Source organism: Streptomyces sp. NBC_01463, assembly GCA_036227345.1.
Lineage (GTDB): Bacteria > Actinomycetota > Actinomycetes > Streptomycetales > Streptomycetaceae > Streptomyces.
This window is the reverse complement of the sequence record CP109468.1, coordinates 5,704,799-5,722,066: the sequence shown is the minus strand read 5'-3', so window position 1 is coordinate 5,722,066 and position 17,268 is coordinate 5,704,799. Positions and strand designations below refer to the sequence as shown.

Sequence of the window (17,268 nt, the reverse complement as noted above, 5' to 3'; positions counted from 1 at the left end):
CGTGCGTTTTGCGTTGCCCTCGAAGATGTACAACTGTTTTAAACGAACGTACTAGACAAGCGTTTTACACGTTCGTATAGTCCTCGGCATGACGAACTCAGCGAGCACCACCGCCTCGGCCCCCGGCGATCTCGCCGGCCGTCGGGAGTGGACCGCATTCGTGGTCCTGCTCCTGCCGCTCCTCCTGGTCTCCATGGACGTGTCCGTCCTCTTCTTCGCGATCCCGTCCATCGACCGGGACCTCGCACCCAGCGCCACCCAGCAGCTCTGGATCTTCGATGTGTACGCCTTCGCGCTGGCCGGCCTCCTCATCACGATGGGCTCGCTCGGCGACCGCATCGGGCGCCGCAAGCTGCTGCTGTTCGGGGCGGTCGCCTTCAGCGCCGCATCGGTCGGCGCCGCCTACGCCACCAGCCCCGAGATGCTCATCGCGGCCCGCGCCCTGCTCGGCATCGGCGGAGCGACACTGATGCCCTCGACCATGGGCCTGGTGCGGAACATGTTCCGCGACGAGCGGCAGCGCGGCCGGGCCATCGGGATCTGGTCCGGCGCCATGGCGGGCGGCATCGCGCTCGGCTCGGTGCTCAGCGGCATCATGCTGGAGCACTTCTGGTGGGGCTCCGTCTTCCTGATCAACGTGCCCGCGATGGTGCTGCTGCTGGTCCTGGTGCCGGTCCTGGTACCGGAGTTCAAGGACCCGGACCCGGGCCGCTTCGACTTCCTGAGCGTGCCGCTGTCGATGGGGTCCGTGCTCCCGGTCGTCTACGGGATCAAGGAGACCGCCGCCGAGGGGATGGATCTGCGCAACGCACTGGTCATCGCCGCCGGGCTGGCCGTCGGCTGGGTCTTCGTCCGGCGGCAGCGCACCCGGACCGACGCGATGGTCAGCCGGGAGCTGTTCCGCGACCGGAACTTCGCCGCCGGGATCGGGCTGAACGCGCTGGCCGCGTTCGCCATGATGGGCTCGTCCTTCTTCACCACCCAGTACCTGCAGTCGGTCCTCGGCATGAGCACGATGGAGGCCTCGCTGTGGAGCCTGGCCCCGTCATTGGCGGTGGGCGCGGCCGCTCCGGCGGCCACGGCGATCGCCCAGCGCACCGACCGTGCCCGGGTGATCTGCGCGGGCTTCGTCATCGCAGCGGCCGGCTTCGGTGTCCTGGCCCTGTCGGGTACGGACTCGCTGGCGATCCTGCTCATCGGCGCGGCCGTGATGAGCAGCGGGATCGTCACCGTGATGGCGCTCGTCTCGGACCTGGCCCTGTCCACCAGCCCGCCGGAGAAGGCGGGTTCGGCGGCCTCGCTGCTGGAGACGGGCCAGGAGTTCGGCGGGGCGCTGGGGATGGCGCTGCTGGGTGCGGTGGCGACCGCGGTCTACACGGCGGACATGCCGGACGCGGCCCCGGAGGCGGCGCGCAAGACGCTGCCGGGGGCGCTGTCCACCGGCGACGGCTCGCTCATCGCGATCGGCCGGGACGCCTTCGTGCACAGCATGCAGTACGCCTCGGTGGCCGGCGGGCTGCTGCTCCTGCTGGGAGCGGTGCTGGCGGTGACCCAGCTGCGGCGGGCGGCCCTGTCACACTCCCCCACCGTGTGAGGACAGCAGCTCATGACGTCCGTGCTCCTCGTACTCCCCCACCAGAGCGGCGAGTCGTTCTTCGCCGAACGGTACGTACGGACCGCCCTCCCCGTTCCACCACAACGGCCCCCCGGACCAGAATCCCTCGCGTCGCAGCCCGACCCGGTGGACCTTGTTCGTCGCCGTCACGGGCATCGATCCGACGACGCGCACGAACCGGGGGGCCATCTTCGTCCCCAGGTCGGGCTGGTCGCGGAGGAACGCGGCGAACGCCTCCGGATCGAAGCGGGCCCCCTCGCGCAGCGCGAGGGCCGCCATCACCTGGTCGCCCGCGACCGGGTCGGGCACCGCGTAGACGGCCACGGCGGCCGCGTCCGTCCAGCGGGCCAGGATGTTCTCGATCATCGCTGCGGCCAGGTTCTCGCTGTCGACCCGCAGCCGGTCCTCGGTGCGGCCCGCGAAGTACAGGAAGCCGTCGGCGTCGCGGAAGAACAGGTCCCCGGTCCAGTACCAGCCGTCGCGCACCCGGGCCGCGTCCGCCGCCTCGTTGCGCCAGTACCCCTCGAACGGGGTACGGCCCCGGTTGACCAACTCGCCTATCGCGCGGTCCCCGTTGAGCAGCTTCCCGCCGCTGCCGAAGACCGCGGCGGCCCGCTCCCGGCCCGTCTCCGGGTCGACGACCGCGAGGTCGTCGCGGTCCGCCGCCTGGCCGATCGCGCCGGGCGGGGTGTCCGGGGTCCGCTGGATCGCCGCGCCGCCCTCCGAGGATCCGTACCCCTCGACCAGCCGCACCCCGAAGCGCTCCCGGAAGCGGGCCGCGTCCACGGCACCGGCCTCCGTGCCGAAGCCGAGCCGCAGCGGGTGCTCGCGGTCGTCCGGGCGCTCGGGCGTGGCCAGCAGGTACTGCACGGCACGGCCGACATAGGTGAAGTACGTGGCGCCGTGCGCGCGTACGTCGGCCAGGAAGCCGGAGGCGGAGAAGCGCCGGCGCAGGGCGACGGCGGCGCCCGCGGACAGGGCGGGGGCCCAGTCGGCGATCACCGCGTTGCCGTGGAACATCGGCATGCAGATGTAGTGGACGTCCTCGCGGCCAGTCCCGAAGTGGTCGACGAGCGACTTCCCGGCAGCGGCGAGCCGCCCCTGGGTGCAGATCGCGGCCTTGGGCGCGCCGGTGGAACCCGAGGTGAAGTAGAGGAGCATCCGGGTCGCGGGCGCGGGCGTGTTCAGGACCGCGTCGCCCGGCCGGGCACCGGCGTAGGGGGCGAGGAGCGCGGCGTACGCGTCGGTGTCGGCGACCAGCACCCGTACGCCCGGCAGCGCCAGTCCGTCGAGCAGCTTCAGATGGGCGCGCTCGGTGACCAGCACCCGGCATTCCGTGTGCAGGATGTCGCGGGCCAGTTCGGGCCCGCGGCGGGTCGGGTTGATGCCGGCGACGGCGGCCCCGGCCAGGGCCGCCGCGCTCAACCACAGCGGGAATTCCGGGGTGTTGTCCAGCAGCACCCCGAGGTGCGGTTCACTGCCCGCGGGCAGCAGATCCGCCAGGAGCGCGGCCCGTGCGGCAGCGCCCGAGGCGACCTGGTGATGACTGAGGACGGTGCCCTCGTGTCTCAATCCGGGCCGGTGGTCGCCCCACTGGCGCTGTACGAGCTCCGCGACGGTGCCTGCGCTCCCCATGGCGCCGCACGGTAACTGACTACACGTCAGAACTGAACATCCGAGCACGAGTAGAAGGCGTTGGCCGTGTCGGCGATGTTCCAGACGCTCAGGATGATGTGCTTCCCGGTCTTCTGGGTGGGAATGGTGCCCTGCTGGGTCAGGGTGGCCGGGGGCTGCTGGTTGTTGTACGGCACCGTCATGAACGGCTGCGACTCCAGGTCGGAGCGCTTGAGCGGCTTGGTGGGGTCCCAGCCGTTCTTGGTGATGTAGTAGCGGAAGTCCGTCGTGGCGTGCCGGGCGGTGAACTGCCAGCGGAAGCTGAAGCCCTGGCCCGCGGTGACCTTGGTGGCGGGCCAGTTCCCGCCGCGCGGGTCGTCGAGCTGGGCGAACTCGCCGTGACCACCGGAGCAGATCGCGCCGTCGGCGGGACCGGCCGCCGGGAAGCCCTTGGGGCCCTCGACGCTCTGCGGCTCCCACTGGATGTTGCCGCAGTTGGTGACCGTGCCGTTGGCACAGAGCTTCTGACGGCTGATGGGATTGTCCGTGTAGCCGTGGCTGCTGGCGCTGCTGGTAGCGAACATCGAGACGCCCGCTACCGCGAGACCGACCAGGGCCACACCTGTCTTCTTACGCATTGCTGCCGCTCCTCGGAGACGTGGGGGAGGTTCCATGAGCACTGCTGCGCGCGGTGGTGCGGTCTAGACCAAGGCCTAGATTATTGACGCGGCATGAACATGTCCAGACCAATGAGAGCGGGATTCCGTTTGCCTCCGAGGTGCGGGCCTTACGGGCTCAGGCGCCCTCCCCACCGCTGCGGCCGGTGTAGAAGGCCACCGTCAAGTCCTTGACCAGGGACTTGCGTTCGTAGTCGTCGAGCTCCACGAGGCCACGGGCGGTCAGCCGGTTGACGGTGTCGTCCACGGCGTCCACCACCGAAGTCAGCACGCTGTCGCGGTGCTTGGCGTCGATGGCCGCGATCCGGCGCCGCTGCATGGCCGCCGCCACCTCCGGCGCGTACTCGATCCCGGTCGGCTGGGCCGAGTACACCTCGATGCCGACGGGCTCGCAGTCTGCCTTCAGCATCCGGGTCAGCGCGTCACCGACCGCCTCCGCGTTGCGCAGGGTGTGCGCGTCCTCGTGGAAGGCGTCGGCGGGCAGCTGGGACAGGACCCGCGCCATGGCCGCCTCCACCTGCTCCCGCAGGTACTCCTCGTGGTCCTCGATGCCCAGCGTCGCCCGCACGGTGTCCTTGACCCGCCACACGACGAGGACGACGACCCGCAGCGCGGTGCCGTTGGCGTCCATCGCGGGCAGCGGCTCGCTGCGCCAGTGCCGCAGGCGTACGTCGATCCGGCGGCGCAGCAGCAGCGGGCTGACCCACATCAGCCCGGTCCGCCGCACGCTGCCGCGGTACTGCCCGAAGAGCGTCAGCACCCATGCGTACCCGACCCGGCCCCGGCTCAGACCGCCGAGCGCGAAGAGCACCACGGTCGCCAGCAGCGCGAGCGCCGCCCAGGCGCCCATGCCGAGCCCGTCGTACGGGCGCGGCCCGAGACCGACCCGGGCCAGCAGCCGGGCGGGCACCGCCCCGGTCCACCACAGGACCCCGCCGGCGGCGGCGATCCCGCCGAGCCCGGTGAGGAGCGCGACCCACCCGGGCAGTGCGGGGCCTGGACGCTCGTGGAGCTTCGGGTCGGCGACCGGGGCCGGCCTGGTCGAGGGCCGCACCTGCGGTGTCCGCGGCACCGGCGGCCTCCGGACCCCGGCCTGCTCTCCCCCGACGGCCCTGCGCACGACGGTGGCGGGCAGCGCGGTGACGTCCGCGCCGGCCTCGGGCTCGTCGCGGAAGAGCAGGTGCACGGGGATGGAGGCGGTGCGTTCGTTGGCGATGACGGCCTGGTGGCGGCCGGTGTCGGTGCGGGGGTCGGTGCGGATGTCGGCACGGATCTCGGCGGTGTCCTCGCCGGTGAACACCGACAGGGACGGGGCGGACACGACGGAGGCGGACACGGGGACGGACTCGGACGCGGATGCGGGGGTCTCGGGGGCGGCCGCTCCGGCCATCACCAGCATCCCCGTCTCGGCGACGGTCGCCCGCGCCGCAGCCTCCGGGTCCAAGCCGGATTCGCCTCCGGAACCGCCGCTGGAATCAGCGCCTGCCGAGGGACCGGACTCCGGTGCGGGGGCGGGCAGCAGGCCCGAGGCGCTCGGACTGTCCTCGACGAGTGGCCCCTCGGTGCCGGATGCGTCGGCCGGGTCGTCCTCCCCGTCGGCCCGGGCAGCCGGGCCCGGGACCGACACCGAGGCCGAGGTCGCGCCGAAGCCGGAGCCCCCGCGCTCGCGTTCGCCCTCGCCCGGCACCAGGTCGAGCACGAGGTCGACGACGGAGTCCGGCCCGGCGGCCGGAGGTGCGTCGGGCTCACCCGACACGCCCGGCTCGTCCCCCACCGCCCAGCCGCCGGCCGCACCGGCCCGCTCGTCCGCCGCGGCCCAGGCGTCCGTCACCCGGCCCGCCCCGTCCGGCCCCACCCACTCCCGTACCGGGACCGCCCCGTACCTCTCCTCCCCGTCCTTCTCCTCCCGGTACTCCGGGTGGCTGTCCGGGTTCTCCGGGTTCCCGGAGCTGTCCGACACCGTGGATCGCATTCCCGCCTCCGTCATGTGCGTCGTGTCACGCGAAGAGTCGCCGCCAGGTCTCCGGGCCCGGATAGCCGTCGGCCTCCGTGCCCCGCCAGCCCTGTGCCTTCTGGAAGGCCTCGACATTGCGCCGGTCCGCCTCGGTCCACCGGGGTCCGGGGCCCGACAGGTAGTACTTGCCGTATCCCTTCTTCACCAACTGTTTGCCGAGCTTGTCGACATGGCTGTTGGACTGACCCGGCCGGAAATAGCTCCGCCCGGGAAAGGCCGGGACAGCCGTGGAGCCGCCCGAACCGCCGGCCGCCGGGATGTCGTGGCCGGTTCCGTTCACCAGCAGGCGCCAGGTGTCGGGGCCGGGGATGCCGTCGGCCTCCTTGCCCTTCCAGCCCTGGGCCTTCTGGAACGCCTGGGTCGCCTGCCGGTCGGCGCTGCTCCAGGCGGGGCCGGGCCCGACCTTGTAGAAGCGCTTGCCGCCCCGGCCGACGAGCATCTTGCCGAGCTGGGTGACGTAGGCGTTGTCCGCGCCGCCGCCGAACTTCCCGGCGCCCGGGAACGGCGTCGTCGTCGAGCCGCTGCCACCGGTCCCGGTCGTCAGCCCCTTGTAGCGGTAGGCGACATAGCTGCCCGAGTTGGACCAGTACGCCATGGGCGTCGTCTGCTTGCGGGTGTGCGGCTTCGTCTGCTCGTACGCCGTGTAGTGGGTGTGCGTGTAGTCGGTCCAGCCGCCGAAGATCGTGACGTGCGAGCCCTTCGCAGGGTCGGCCGGGTTGTGGAAGAGCAGGATGTCGCCGGGCTGGAGGTCCTCCCGGGCGATGCGCGTCCCGTACGTGGCGAGGCTGCCGGTCCACTCGTTGCCGGCCAGGTTCCAGGCCATCGAGACATAGCCGGAGCAGTCCTGGCGGTACCCGTCCGACCAGTACTTCTCCATGCTGTACGGGACCTGGGCCGCGACCCACTTCTTCGCGCGGTTGATGATGTCGGCGCGGGTGGTCTTGCGCAGGGCGGGCGCGGCCGTCTGGGAGGCCGGCGGGCCGGAGGCCCCGGCGCCCTGCAACGGACCCGGGCCGCCCTGCGGACTGTCCGGTCCGGTCCCCGGATCGGCCGTGTCCGTCGCGGGTCCGGTGTCCGCCGCGGCTCCCGGGTCCGCCACCGGGGCCGGGTCGACCGCCGCGCTCGCGCTCTCCGCGAGACCGGCGCTGAGCACCACCCCCGCTGCGGTGACCAGCACCATCGCGCGGCGGGCTCCGTGCGCGGCCGGATGTCCTCCGTGGCGCGTCGGCAGACCGGCGGCGGCGGTCCGCCGTTGGACGGCGCACCCCGCACAGGTGCAGTCAATGGCAGGTACGTACTCCTCGAAGGCCGGCACAGTCATGCGATTCCCTCCCGCACTCGTCAAGATCTTTGGGCGCATCTGCACGGGCGTCAGTGTCTCAACTCTCCTGACATATCGCATTTTGACGGACAGAAGTGAAAAAACGACCATCCGACAGGCCGTGAAGGGAGGTAATTGGTCAGGAGCACGGCCGGGAATCGGGTAGAGTTCTCCAGGTCAGCAGGCGCCGCTAGCTCAGTTGGTTAGAGCAGCTGACTCTTAATCAGCGGGTCCGGGGTTCGAGTCCCTGGCGGCGCACGCAGAGTCAAGGCCCCCTCACCACGCGTGAGGGGGCCTTGTTCGTTCCCGCACACCGGACGCGTCACGAGGTGCATCATGAGACGCGGCTCACACACAGCCGCCTCACAGGAAACGTCTCGCCCACGCACAGCTCGCCGATTCTGGCGGACAGTCACCCGACGGTCACCGGGCGGCGCGAGAGACTCTCCATACGCCCCCGCACCACCTCTCCGCAAGAGCCTCCCACTTCGCACATATGAGTGGTTAACAGTCTGTTTCACCCTTGCGGTCGTGGCCGGGGTCGGCCAACCTGTCTGGGGGCCGTCAGTGCCAACCGGACTGGAGACCCGCAGAGTTGGGGGCATTTGAGGGGGAAGTTCCGGTTGTGTGCAAGGCGGGGTGGGGGCCTCGTGCACGAACAAATGCCGAACAGGCATCATGCAACCGGAAGGGCACCGTTCCATGTCTCAGGAAGGGTGACCCGCCACTGAGCCGTCGGCCGCGTTCCAGGGGGACACGCGGTGGACGAAACGACCGAGCGACCGCGCAGCCCCGCCTGCGTGCAGGGGGATGACCCATGACGTCGACGCCGCCAGGCGCCCGGCAGGACCACGACCCGTCCCGGACCACACAGCTTCGGATACCCCCGCAGCTGCGCACCGGGGGCCACCGGCGGCGGCAGAAGAAAGCGCTGCCACGGTACGACTACGAGCACTACAGCCGGCTCGCCGGGCCTCTGACCCAGCCCGATCCGGCCAGGCCGTACACCGTGAAGTACCGCTCGCTCCTCTCCCAGGAGCCGCACCGCATCCGCGCCGCACTCCTGCTGGGGGCGGCGCCGCTCGTCTCGCTCGGTCTCTTCGCCTGGCTGATGCAGCCCGAGCACTGGACCCAGCGCGACCCGAACCTCAAGAACGACACGCTGCTGATCCTCGACATCGTGATGCTGGTGTCGATCGGTCTCATCGAGCTCTTCCGCACCCTGAACGTCCTGTCCAACGCGCACGCCACGCTGGTGGCGCGCGATCCGGTCCCGGTCGTGCCGGAGACCGGCACCCGGGTCGCCTTCCTCACCTCCTTCGTCCCGGGCAAGGAGCCCCTGGAGATGGTGACGAAGACCCTGGAGGCCGCCGTCCGCATCCGCCACCGCGGGCTGATGCACGTCTGGCTGCTCGACGAGGGCGACGACCCGGCGGTGAAGGAGGTCTGCCGGCGCCTGGGCGTGCACCACTTCTCCCGCAAGGGCGTGGCGCACTGGAACCAGGCCAAGGGCCCGCACCGGGCGAAGACCAAGCACGGCAACTACAACGCCTGGCTCGAAGCCCACGGCGACGCGTACGACTTCTTCGCATCGGTCGACACCGACCATGTCCCGATGCCCAACTACCTGGAGCGGATGCTCGGCTACTTCCGCGACCCGGACGTCGGCTTCGTCATCGGCCCGCAGGTCTACGGCAACTACGACACCTTCGTCACCAAGGCCGCCGAGTCGCAGCAGTTCCTCTTCCACGCGCTGATCCAGCGCGCGGGCAACCGCTACGGCGCCCCGATGTTCGTCGGCACCAGCAACGCGGTGCGGATCTCGGCCCTCAAGCAGATCGGCGGTCTGTACGACTCGATCACCGAGGACATGGCGACCGGCTTCGAGATGCACCGCGCCCGCAATCCGCACACCGGCCGCAAGTGGCGCTCGGTGTACACCCCGGACGTGCTGGCCGTCGGCGAGGGCCCGACCGCGTGGACGGACTTCTTCACCCAGCAGCTGCGCTGGTCGCGCGGAACGTACGAGACGATCCTCAAGCAGTACTGGAAGGGCTTCTTCTCGCTGCCCGCGGGCAAGCTCTTCAACTACACGATGATGATCATCTTCTATCCGATGTCCGCCATGAACTGGATCCTGGCGGCCCTCAGTTGCGCACTGTTCCTCGGGATGGGCGCCTCGGGTGTGCAGATCGACCCGACCGTCTGGATGATGCTGTACGGCAACGCCTCGGCGCTCCAGATCGGCCTGTACATCTGGAACCGCCGGCACAACGTCTCGCCGCACGAGCCCGAGGGCTCCGGCGGTCTCGCCGGCATGATGATGTCCGCGCTCTCCGCGCCGATCTACGCACGCTCCCTGATGGACGCCGTGCTGCGCCGCAAGAGCTCGTTCGTCGTGACGCCCAAGGGCGACTCCTCCAGCCCCGACACCCTCTTCGGGACCTTCCGCATCCACCTCTTCTTCATCCTGGTCTTCGCCGGCTCCATCGCGGCGTCCTTCGTCCTCGGCCACAGCCACCCGGCGATGCTCACCTGGGCCGCGCTGGCACTGCTGATCACCGCGGCGCCGATCTTCGGCTGGCGGTACACGATGCGGGCCGAGAAGAAGAAGCGCCGTGCGGGCCCGCCACCGCCGAGCGGGCCACCGGCCCACGCCCAGCAGGACAAGCCGCACTGGGCCGGCAACGAACAGACCATGCAGATCGCCCTTGGGGGACGTAAACCATGAAGTACCGTCCGAGCCGCCGTACCCGCCGCATGGCGATCAGTACGGCGGTGGTTCTCGCGCTCGCGGGAGCGAACGGGCCGTGGCTGTACCGCTTCAGCACCGAGCGCTACCACGATTACAAGATCAACCAGCCGGAGTACAAGGCGGCCAACGGCCACTGGGACTTCCTGGACATCCCCTCCGAGTTCCGGATCAACACGATCCACGCGGCGCTGCTGCACACCGGCAAGGTGCTGCTCGTCGCGGGCTCGGGCAACAACCAGAAGAACTTCGACGCGAAGAGCTTCCGGTCGGTGCTGTGGGACCCGAAGACCAACACCTTCAAGAACATCCCCACGCCCAAGGACATGTTCTGCGCCGGCCACACCCAACTGCCCGACGGCAAGCTCCTCATAGCCGGCGGCACCAAGCAGTACGAGAAGCTCAAGGGTGACGTCACCAAGGCCGGCGGCCTGATGATCGTGCACAACGAGGACCCGGACAAGCCGGTCACGCTGCCGGCGGGCACCCGGTTCACCGGCAAGGCCAACGGCAAGACCTTCGTCACCAAGGACCCGGTGCTGGTGGAGAAGGCCAAGAAGGTCTTCGACAAGAACACCGGCGCCTTCCTGCGCAACGACCCCGGGCTCGGCCGGATCTACGTCGAGGCGCAGAAGTCCGGCACGAAGTACGAGACGGGCGCCGAGGACAACTACCGGATAGCGGGCCTGTCCGGCTCGGACACCCGCAACGTCTACGGCATCGCGCAGAAGCTGGCCCTCGACAAGAAGGACTTCCAGGGCATCCGGGAGGCCTTCGAGTTCGACCCGGTCGCGGAGAAGTACATCACCGTCGACCCGATGAACGAGGCCCGCTGGTACCCGACGCTCACCACGCTGAAGGACGGCAAGGTCCTCGCCCTCTCCGGCCTGGACGAGATCGGGCAGATCGTCCCCGGCAAGGACGAGATCTACGACCCGGAGACCAAGAAGTGGGAGTACACCGGCATCGTCCGGAAGTTCCCCACCTATCCGGCGGTCTTCCTGCTCGACGACGGGAAGCTCTTCTACTCCGGTTCGAACGCGGGCTACGGACCCGCCACGGTGGGCCGCGCCCCCGGCGTCTGGGACCTGGCGACGAACAAGTTCACCAAGATCCCCGGCCTGAGCGACCCGGACAAGATGGAGACCTCGGCGACCGTACGGCTGCCTCCGGCGCAGGACGAGAAGTTCATGGTGATCGGCGGCGGCGGGGTCGGCGAGTCCGACAAGTCGAGCGAGAAGTCCCGGCTGGTCGATCTCAAGGACGCCGACCCGGAGTTCAAGGACGGCGCCTCCCTGGAGGAGGGCACCCGCTACCCGAGCGCCTCCCTGCTGCCCGACGACTCCCTGCTGGTCACCGGCGGCTCCAACGACTACCGCGGCCGCGGCGGCTCCGACGTGCTGCAGGCGCGGCTGTACGACGCGAAGTCCGACACCTACCAGCGGGTCGCCGACCCGGCGGTGGGGCGCAACTACCACTCGGGGTCCGTGCTGCTGCCCGACGGCCGGGTCATGATCTTCGGATCCGACTCGCTCTACTCGGACAAGGCCGACACCCGGCCCGGTGTCTTCGAGCAGCGCATCGAGATCTACACCCCGCCGTACCTCTACCGAGACTCGAAGCCCGAGCTGACCGCCGGGCCGAAGAGGATCGAGCGCGGTCGGACGGCGGTGTTCACCACCAACCAGGCAGCGTCGATCAAGTCCGCCAAGCTGATGCGGCCGAGCGCGGTCACCCATGTCACCGACACCGACCAGCGCTCGGTGGCCCTCGGCCTGAAGCAGACCGAGGGCGGGATCTCGGTGACCGTGCCGGCGAACCGGGCGCTGGTGCCGTCCGGGTGGTACATGCTGTTCGTCACCGACGACAAGGGCACACCGTCCGAGGGGACATGGGTGGAGGTGCCGTAGGCGCGCCGCCCGCGGCACCGGCCCTAGCCGGTGCTGCGGGCCAGCCCCAGCGCGTACTCCGGCCACCAGTCGCCCGCCTTCGGGCCGCCCCGGCAGTCCCCGTCGGACTCGCCCGGGCGCTTGATCCAGAGGTAGGCGTCGACCAGCTCGTCGCCGGTGGACGTCGTCGGCGTCTCGCCGAGGGCCCGTCCCGGCGGGTTGCACCAGGTCTGGGCGGGGTCGCCGCCGGTGTACGGGCCGTTGCCGTTGCGGCTGGTGTCGATCACGAACGGCTTGTTGCCGACCTTCGCCGACAGCTGCTTGCCGAAGTCCTTGCTGACCGCGGTGGTCTGGAAGTTGGAGACGTTGACCGCGAACCCGTCGGCCGCGTCGAGACCGGCCTGCCGCAGCGGCTGGAAGAGGGCGTCCGGGGTGTGCCAGCCCGCGTTGCCCGCGTCCAGGTAGACCTTGGTGCCCGGCAGCTGCTTGAGCCGCTCCACCGCACCCTTGAGCAGGTCGTAGCGCTCCTCGTGGAACTCCTGCGGTGTGCACCCGTCGACCAGGTGCAGCACCGCGTCCGGCTCCAGGATCACCGTCGCACCGCGGTCGCCGATGCCCTTGGCGACGCTCTCCAGCCAGCTGCGGTACGCGTCGCCGTCGGCGGCGCCGCCCTTGGAGAACTGCCCGCAGTCGCGGTGCGGGATGTTGTAGAGGACCAGCAGGGCCTCCCGGCCGGCCTTGTCGGCGGCCTCGGTGAAGCCCTTCGCCTCGGCCTCGGGATTGTCCGTGCCGATCCACTCGCCGACCGGCTGCCCGGCTATCCGGCGGATCAGGGCGGCGTCCTTCTTGTTGCCGTCCTCGGTGTAGTCGGCGACCTGCCGGGCGGCGTTCCCGTCGGGATTGACCCAGTACGGATCGGTGCCCTTGGGCTGCTGGCCGATCGCCGCCGGGTTCTTCCCGGCACCGGAACCGCCGTCGCCGTCGCCCGACGAGGTGCATCCCGCGAGCAGCAGTGCGGCGCCTGCCGCGACCACGCCCACCCCTCGCATACCGAACCGGCCGTTGTGGCTGCCGTACATCCACTCCCCCTCGGGCGACAGCGGCGCTGTGTCGCATCGCCGCCCATCCTGGCACAGCGGCCGGGACCGGCCCCGCCGCTCACGACATCGTCGACGAGCCGTTACGGCGGGTTCACCACACTCTGTCCGACCTGTCCGCACGCGGAGGGTGACCAGTTATCGACGTTCCGTCAGATGCGGGTTGGGTGAGTGGAGTTGGCACCCCCTACAGTGGGGCGTGCGGCGGACCCGGACGCCACCGACCTCCCGTGTCCGCGCCGGGCCACTCCCGCGGCCCGCGCCCCGCGGTCGAGGACCGGCCCGGCCGGCGCCCGGCGTACCGGGCGGCCGGCCGGGCCGGGTACCGCAGGGGTCAGGAGCCGCTCGGCGCGCCGGCGGCCTCCCCGCCCGCCTCCTCCTGGTCCTTCTTCCGTGCCTCCTCCCGCACCTTCTCCGCGGACTTCTCGCCGGTGAGATAGGCGGAGACGACCACGTTCGCGGTGTACGAGCGGGACGCACGGTCGTAGGTGCCGCCGCAGGTGATCAGCCGCAGCTCCGCCCGGCCGTCCTTGCGGGGGCCGTACGCCTTCTGGGCGTTGAAGCGTGCACGGGTGAAGACCTGGACGTCGTCGACGGTGAACTCGGCGACGGTGCCGTCGGTCCGGGTCACTTCGACCCGGGCGCCGGGGCGGGCCGCGCTGAGCCCGTAGAAGACGGCCGGTTTCGTCTCGGTGTCGACGTGGCCGACGAAGAGGGCGGGGCCCTCGGCGCCGGGCCGGGTGCCGCTGCCGTACCAGCCGACCGTCTGGGGCGTGTCGAAGGACGGCGGGGTGATCGCCCCGTCCTCGTCCAGGCCCCGGGAGACGACGGGGGCCCGGATCCCTATCGACGGGATCGCGACGCTCCGCGGCGCGACGCCCTCGATCGGGTCGTGGGGCGGGGGCAGGGGTACGCTCAGCGGCCGCCCGACCGCGGCGACGTCGCCGGTGGTCGGGGCGGAGCCGGCGCCGGAGCCGTCGGTGATGCCGCGGCCCCAGAGCCACAGACCCAGCAGGAGTACGGCCCAGGCCACTCCGGTGAGCAGCCTGCCGTGCCCCGCCGAGTGGTCCGAGGCGGACATGTCAGTCGGTGGCCGGGCGGCGGCGTCGCACGCTGCGGAAGGCGACGGCGACGGCCGCGACGGCGGCCAGGGCGAGACCGATCACCGCGTGGACGGTGCCGGGGCCGTCCTGCTGGGCGGCCTGGTCCGCGAGGACGGCGGTGCCTCCGCCGCCGGCCCGGACCGGGGCGACGGGCATGGGCCGGCTGCGGTGGGTGACGGTGAGGACGGCGGAGACCTTGGTCCGCTTGTCGTCCTTGCAGACCACCTGGACGTCGTAGTCGCCGGGCTCGGCATCCGAGCGGACCCGGGCCTCGGCGAAGAGCGTGCGGTCGCCGCCGGGCGAGAAGCGCGCCTCGGAGACGAACGCATCGGAGTTCCCCTTGGCCTCCTTGCCCTTGCAGCCGTCGACCTCCAGGTCGACCTCACCGCCCGGGGCGATGGAGGACGGGGAGACCGAGAGGGTGGCCCGGGACCGTGAGTCCTCGTGGTCCGAGTCGGAATTGGCCAGTGCGACGGAAGCGGGCATCAGGGTCGCCGCGGCCACCGCGGCGGCACAGAACGTGAGGGGTATTGAACGCATCGTGAACCTCCTTATGGCAGGTTCACGCGCACCGGGCCGATCCGCATCCGCAGGGCCCGGGCACTGGGCCGGTGGAGTGGGAGCGGCCGCCGCGCCCGGCCGCTCCCCCACCGGGTCCGGGCTCAGCCCACGTCGATGAGTTCGACCAGGTCAGCGATGGATTCGACGACCGTGGACGGCCGGAACGGGTACTTGTCGATGTCCGCCACGGTGGTGAGTCCGGTGAGCACCAGGAAGGTCTGCATGCCCGCCTCCAGACCGGCCAGCACGTCGGTGTCCATCCGGTCGCCGATCATGGCGCTGGACTCGGAGTGGGCGCCGATCGCGTTGAGCCCGGTGCGCATCATCAGCGGGTTGGGCTTGCCCGCGAAGTACGGCGCCTTGCCGGTGGCCTTGGTGATCAGGGCCGCGACGGACCCGGTGGCGGGCAGCGGGCCCTCGGCGGAAGGTCCGGTCTCGTCGGGGTTGGTGCAGATGAAGCGGGCACCGCCGTTGATCAGCCGGATCGCCTTGGTGAGCGCCTCGAACGAGTACGTGCGCGTCTCGCCGAGCACCACGTAGTCGGGCTCGTGGTCGGTGAGGACGTAGCCGATGTCGTGCAGCGCGGTGGTGAGCCCGGCCTCGCCGATGACGTACGCCGTGCCGCCGGGGCGCTGGTCGTCCAGGAACTGGGCGGTGGCGAGCGCGGACGTCCAGATGTTCTCGACGGGCACGTCGAGGCCCATCCGGTTCAGCCGGGCGTGCAGGTCGCGCGCGGTGTAGATCGAGTTGTTGGTGAGGACCAGGAAGGGCAGCCCGGATTCGCGCAGCCGCTTGATGAAGGCATCGGCGCCGGGGATCGGGGTCCCCTCGTGGATGAGGACTCCGTCCATGTCGGTGAGCCAGGACGAGATCGGCTTGCGCTCTGCCATGTGGGACTCCAGTTGCCGTACGCCAGGTGCGGGGACGCCGGCGGCACCGCGTTGTGCAGCGCCGACGCCCCCGATTTTAGAGGGTCCGCCCCGGCTCCTGATCAGCCGGACGTGATCCGCACACCGTCGACCGCCCAGAACCAGTTGTTGCCCCCGGTGTACCGGAACCGGACCTGGGCGGTGGTGGCGCCGGCGGGCACCTGGAGGCCGATCGATTCGGCCTTGGAGACGGTGTCGGCGGTGTACGTCCTCACCGTGACGGGCGTCCCTCCGTCGTAGGAGACGAGGACCTCGCCCTTCTGCGGGGCCTCCTGCCGGTAGTGGCTGGTGTAGGAGAGCGTGGCGGTGCGGCCGCCCGTGACCGGCCAGGCGGGGCTGACCAGAGTGGAGTCGAAGGTGCCCGTGTAACTCTTGTCGACCCATTCGTCGCCGTCGGCGACCGCGAAGACGTTCCGGGCCCGGACGTTGGTCTCGCGCCACTGGCCGCGCTCGGCGGCGGTCCAGAACTCGTCGGTGGTGAAGGCCCAGCCGCGCCATTCGGTGACGCCGCCGGTGCCCATCGCGCTGTTGTCGACGGTCCATCCGGCGGGCGGGGTGTGGGTGAAGCCGACGACCGCGGCCCCGGTGCCCGTCTCGTCCACGCGGGTCGCCAACTGCGGGCGCAGGGCGTCGAAGGCGTCGGGCGTGGGCTGCTGGAGCGGCCGCCCGTCGAGGCCCCAGGCCGGGTCGATGGCTATGCCCAGGTGCGCGAGGGCGGAGGCGGCGACGTCCGGCATCTTGATGTCGTACCGGGTGGAGCCCGCGGTGACGGAGCCGCCGCTCGCGATCAGGAAGGTCTGCCGCTCGGCCGCGCTGGAGCCGCCGTGGCCGCCGGCGTCGGTGTGCCCGTGGTCGGCGGTGATCATGATGAGCCAGTCCTCGGAGCCGTACGTGGACCTGCCCCGCACCGCCGCGACCAACTGGCCCACCTGGGTGTCGACGCCATGGATCGCGTCCAGGTACTGGGAGCTCGCGGCGCCGTAACTGTGCCCCGCGTGGTCGACGTTGTCGAGGTGGACGAAGACCGCGTCACGGTTGCCGCCGGCCAGTTCGGCGGCGGCCCTGCTCGTGGTGCCGGTGTCGTACTCGGCGTCCGGGGTGGAGACCCGGGTGTCGACCTTCGCGGAGAAGATCGTGTCGGTGACCGGGTTCCAGGAGGCCACCGCGTACGTGGAGAGGGAGGGCTTCGCCGTCTCGATCCGGGTGAGGAAGTCGGGGTACTGGGCGAAGGCGTTGCCGGTGAACGCGTTGTCCTTGACGTGGTGCTTGTCGGGCCAGACGCCGGTGATGATCGTGGCCCAGCCGGGGCCGGACAGCGTGGGTGCCATCGGGTCGGCGTAGAGCGGGCTGACGGAGGTGAGTCCGGCCGCCATCAGCGCGTCGAGGTGGGGTGCGTCCGCGTCCTTGATTCTGTTCATCAGGGCGCCGTCCAGGCCGATGACGAGGACCTTGGGGACACGGGCGGAAGCCGCACCGGCGACGCCCGCGGCGGCGAGCGGCGCTGCGGCGGCGAGGGCGGCCGCGCTCATGAGGAGTGTGCGGCGGGACATGCCTGAGGTCACGAGATTCTCCGTCGGAGTGGTGGGGGGCACTCGGAAGACCCGTTCAACTCCCCACCTTTCGGTGCGGAGTTGAACTTGGGCCTAGACCCGTTATCTTTTCGCGATGATCCGCCGGAGGTCCAGACCCCTGCGGT

At 70.8% G+C, this 17,268-nt stretch carries 12 protein-coding genes and 1 tRNA gene; 4 read left to right on the top strand and 9 right to left on the bottom strand.

Annotated elements, in window-relative coordinates:
* Nucleotides 1-88: 88 nt before the first annotated feature.
* Nucleotides 89-1,594, top strand: a complete 1,506-nt coding sequence (locus tag OG521_25365) for an MFS transporter (GenBank protein WUW23916.1) — start codon at nucleotides 89-91, stop codon at nucleotides 1,592-1,594.
* On the opposite strand, the gene OG521_25360 is transcribed toward OG521_25365, so the two are convergent.
* From OG521_25360 to OG521_25345, 4 genes are all read right to left on the bottom strand, one after another.
* Entirely contained in the window at nucleotides 1,574-3,250 is a 1,677-nt protein-coding gene (locus tag OG521_25360) for an AMP-binding protein (protein ID WUW23915.1), read from the bottom strand. The genes OG521_25365 and OG521_25360 overlap by 21 nt on opposite strands.
* A gap of 26 nt (nucleotides 3,251-3,276) precedes the next feature.
* Entirely contained in the window at nucleotides 3,277-3,867 is a 591-nt protein-coding gene (locus OG521_25355) for a lytic polysaccharide monooxygenase (GenBank protein ID WUW23914.1), read from the bottom strand.
* Between the two features lie 157 nt (nucleotides 3,868-4,024).
* Nucleotides 4,025-5,878: an SPFH domain-containing protein gene (locus OG521_25350; GenBank protein ID WUW23913.1), complete on the bottom strand. Its 1,854-nt coding sequence runs from the start codon at nucleotides 5,876-5,878 to the stop codon at nucleotides 4,025-4,027.
* Between the two features lie 25 nt (nucleotides 5,879-5,903).
* Nucleotides 5,904-7,241, bottom strand: coding sequence for a peptidoglycan-binding protein (locus tag OG521_25345; protein WUW23912.1), 1,338 nt, complete (start codon nucleotides 7,239-7,241; stop codon nucleotides 5,904-5,906).
* A 184-nt stretch (nucleotides 7,242-7,425) separates the two neighbouring features.
* Between OG521_25345 and OG521_25340 the strand changes: the two genes are divergently transcribed.
* The 3 genes from OG521_25340 (at nucleotide 7,426) to OG521_25330 (ending at nucleotide 11,903) form a co-directional block, all read left to right on the top strand.
* Nucleotides 7,426-7,499: transfer RNA gene (locus OG521_25340), tRNA-Lys, on the top strand.
* A gap of 559 nt (nucleotides 7,500-8,058) precedes the next feature.
* Nucleotides 8,059-9,972 (top strand): glycosyltransferase, encoded by a 1,914-nt coding sequence (locus tag OG521_25335; protein ID WUW23911.1) that lies wholly within the window; start codon nucleotides 8,059-8,061, stop codon nucleotides 9,970-9,972.
* The gene (locus OG521_25330; protein WUW23910.1) at nucleotides 9,969-11,903 is read left to right on the top strand and encodes a DUF1929 domain-containing protein; all 1,935 of its coding nucleotides are present in this window, start codon (nucleotides 9,969-9,971) and stop codon (nucleotides 11,901-11,903) included. Before OG521_25335 ends, OG521_25330 begins: the two co-directional genes overlap by 4 nt.
* A gap of 23 nt (nucleotides 11,904-11,926) precedes the next feature.
* Here the strand turns inward: OG521_25330 and OG521_25325 are convergent, their stop codons facing one another.
* From OG521_25325 to OG521_25305, 5 genes are all read right to left on the bottom strand, one after another.
* Nucleotides 11,927-12,961, bottom strand: coding sequence for a glycoside hydrolase family 6 protein (locus OG521_25325; GenBank protein ID WUW23909.1), 1,035 nt, complete (start codon nucleotides 12,959-12,961; stop codon nucleotides 11,927-11,929).
* A gap of 352 nt (nucleotides 12,962-13,313) precedes the next feature.
* The gene (locus tag OG521_25320; GenBank protein WUW23908.1) at nucleotides 13,314-14,060 is read right to left on the bottom strand and encodes a class F sortase; all 747 of its coding nucleotides are present in this window, start codon (nucleotides 14,058-14,060) and stop codon (nucleotides 13,314-13,316) included.
* Between the two features lies 1 nt (nucleotide 14,061).
* Nucleotides 14,062-14,622 (bottom strand): hypothetical protein, encoded by a 561-nt coding sequence (locus OG521_25315; protein ID WUW23907.1) that lies wholly within the window; start codon nucleotides 14,620-14,622, stop codon nucleotides 14,062-14,064.
* A 122-nt stretch (nucleotides 14,623-14,744) separates the two neighbouring features.
* Nucleotides 14,745-15,533, bottom strand: a complete 789-nt coding sequence (locus OG521_25310; protein WUW23906.1) for an HAD-IIA family hydrolase — start codon at nucleotides 15,531-15,533, stop codon at nucleotides 14,745-14,747.
* A 101-nt stretch (nucleotides 15,534-15,634) separates the two neighbouring features.
* Nucleotides 15,635-17,122, bottom strand: coding sequence for an alkaline phosphatase family protein (locus OG521_25305; GenBank protein ID WUW26795.1), 1,488 nt, complete (start codon nucleotides 17,120-17,122; stop codon nucleotides 15,635-15,637).
* Between the last annotated feature and the right edge of the window lie 146 nt (nucleotides 17,123-17,268).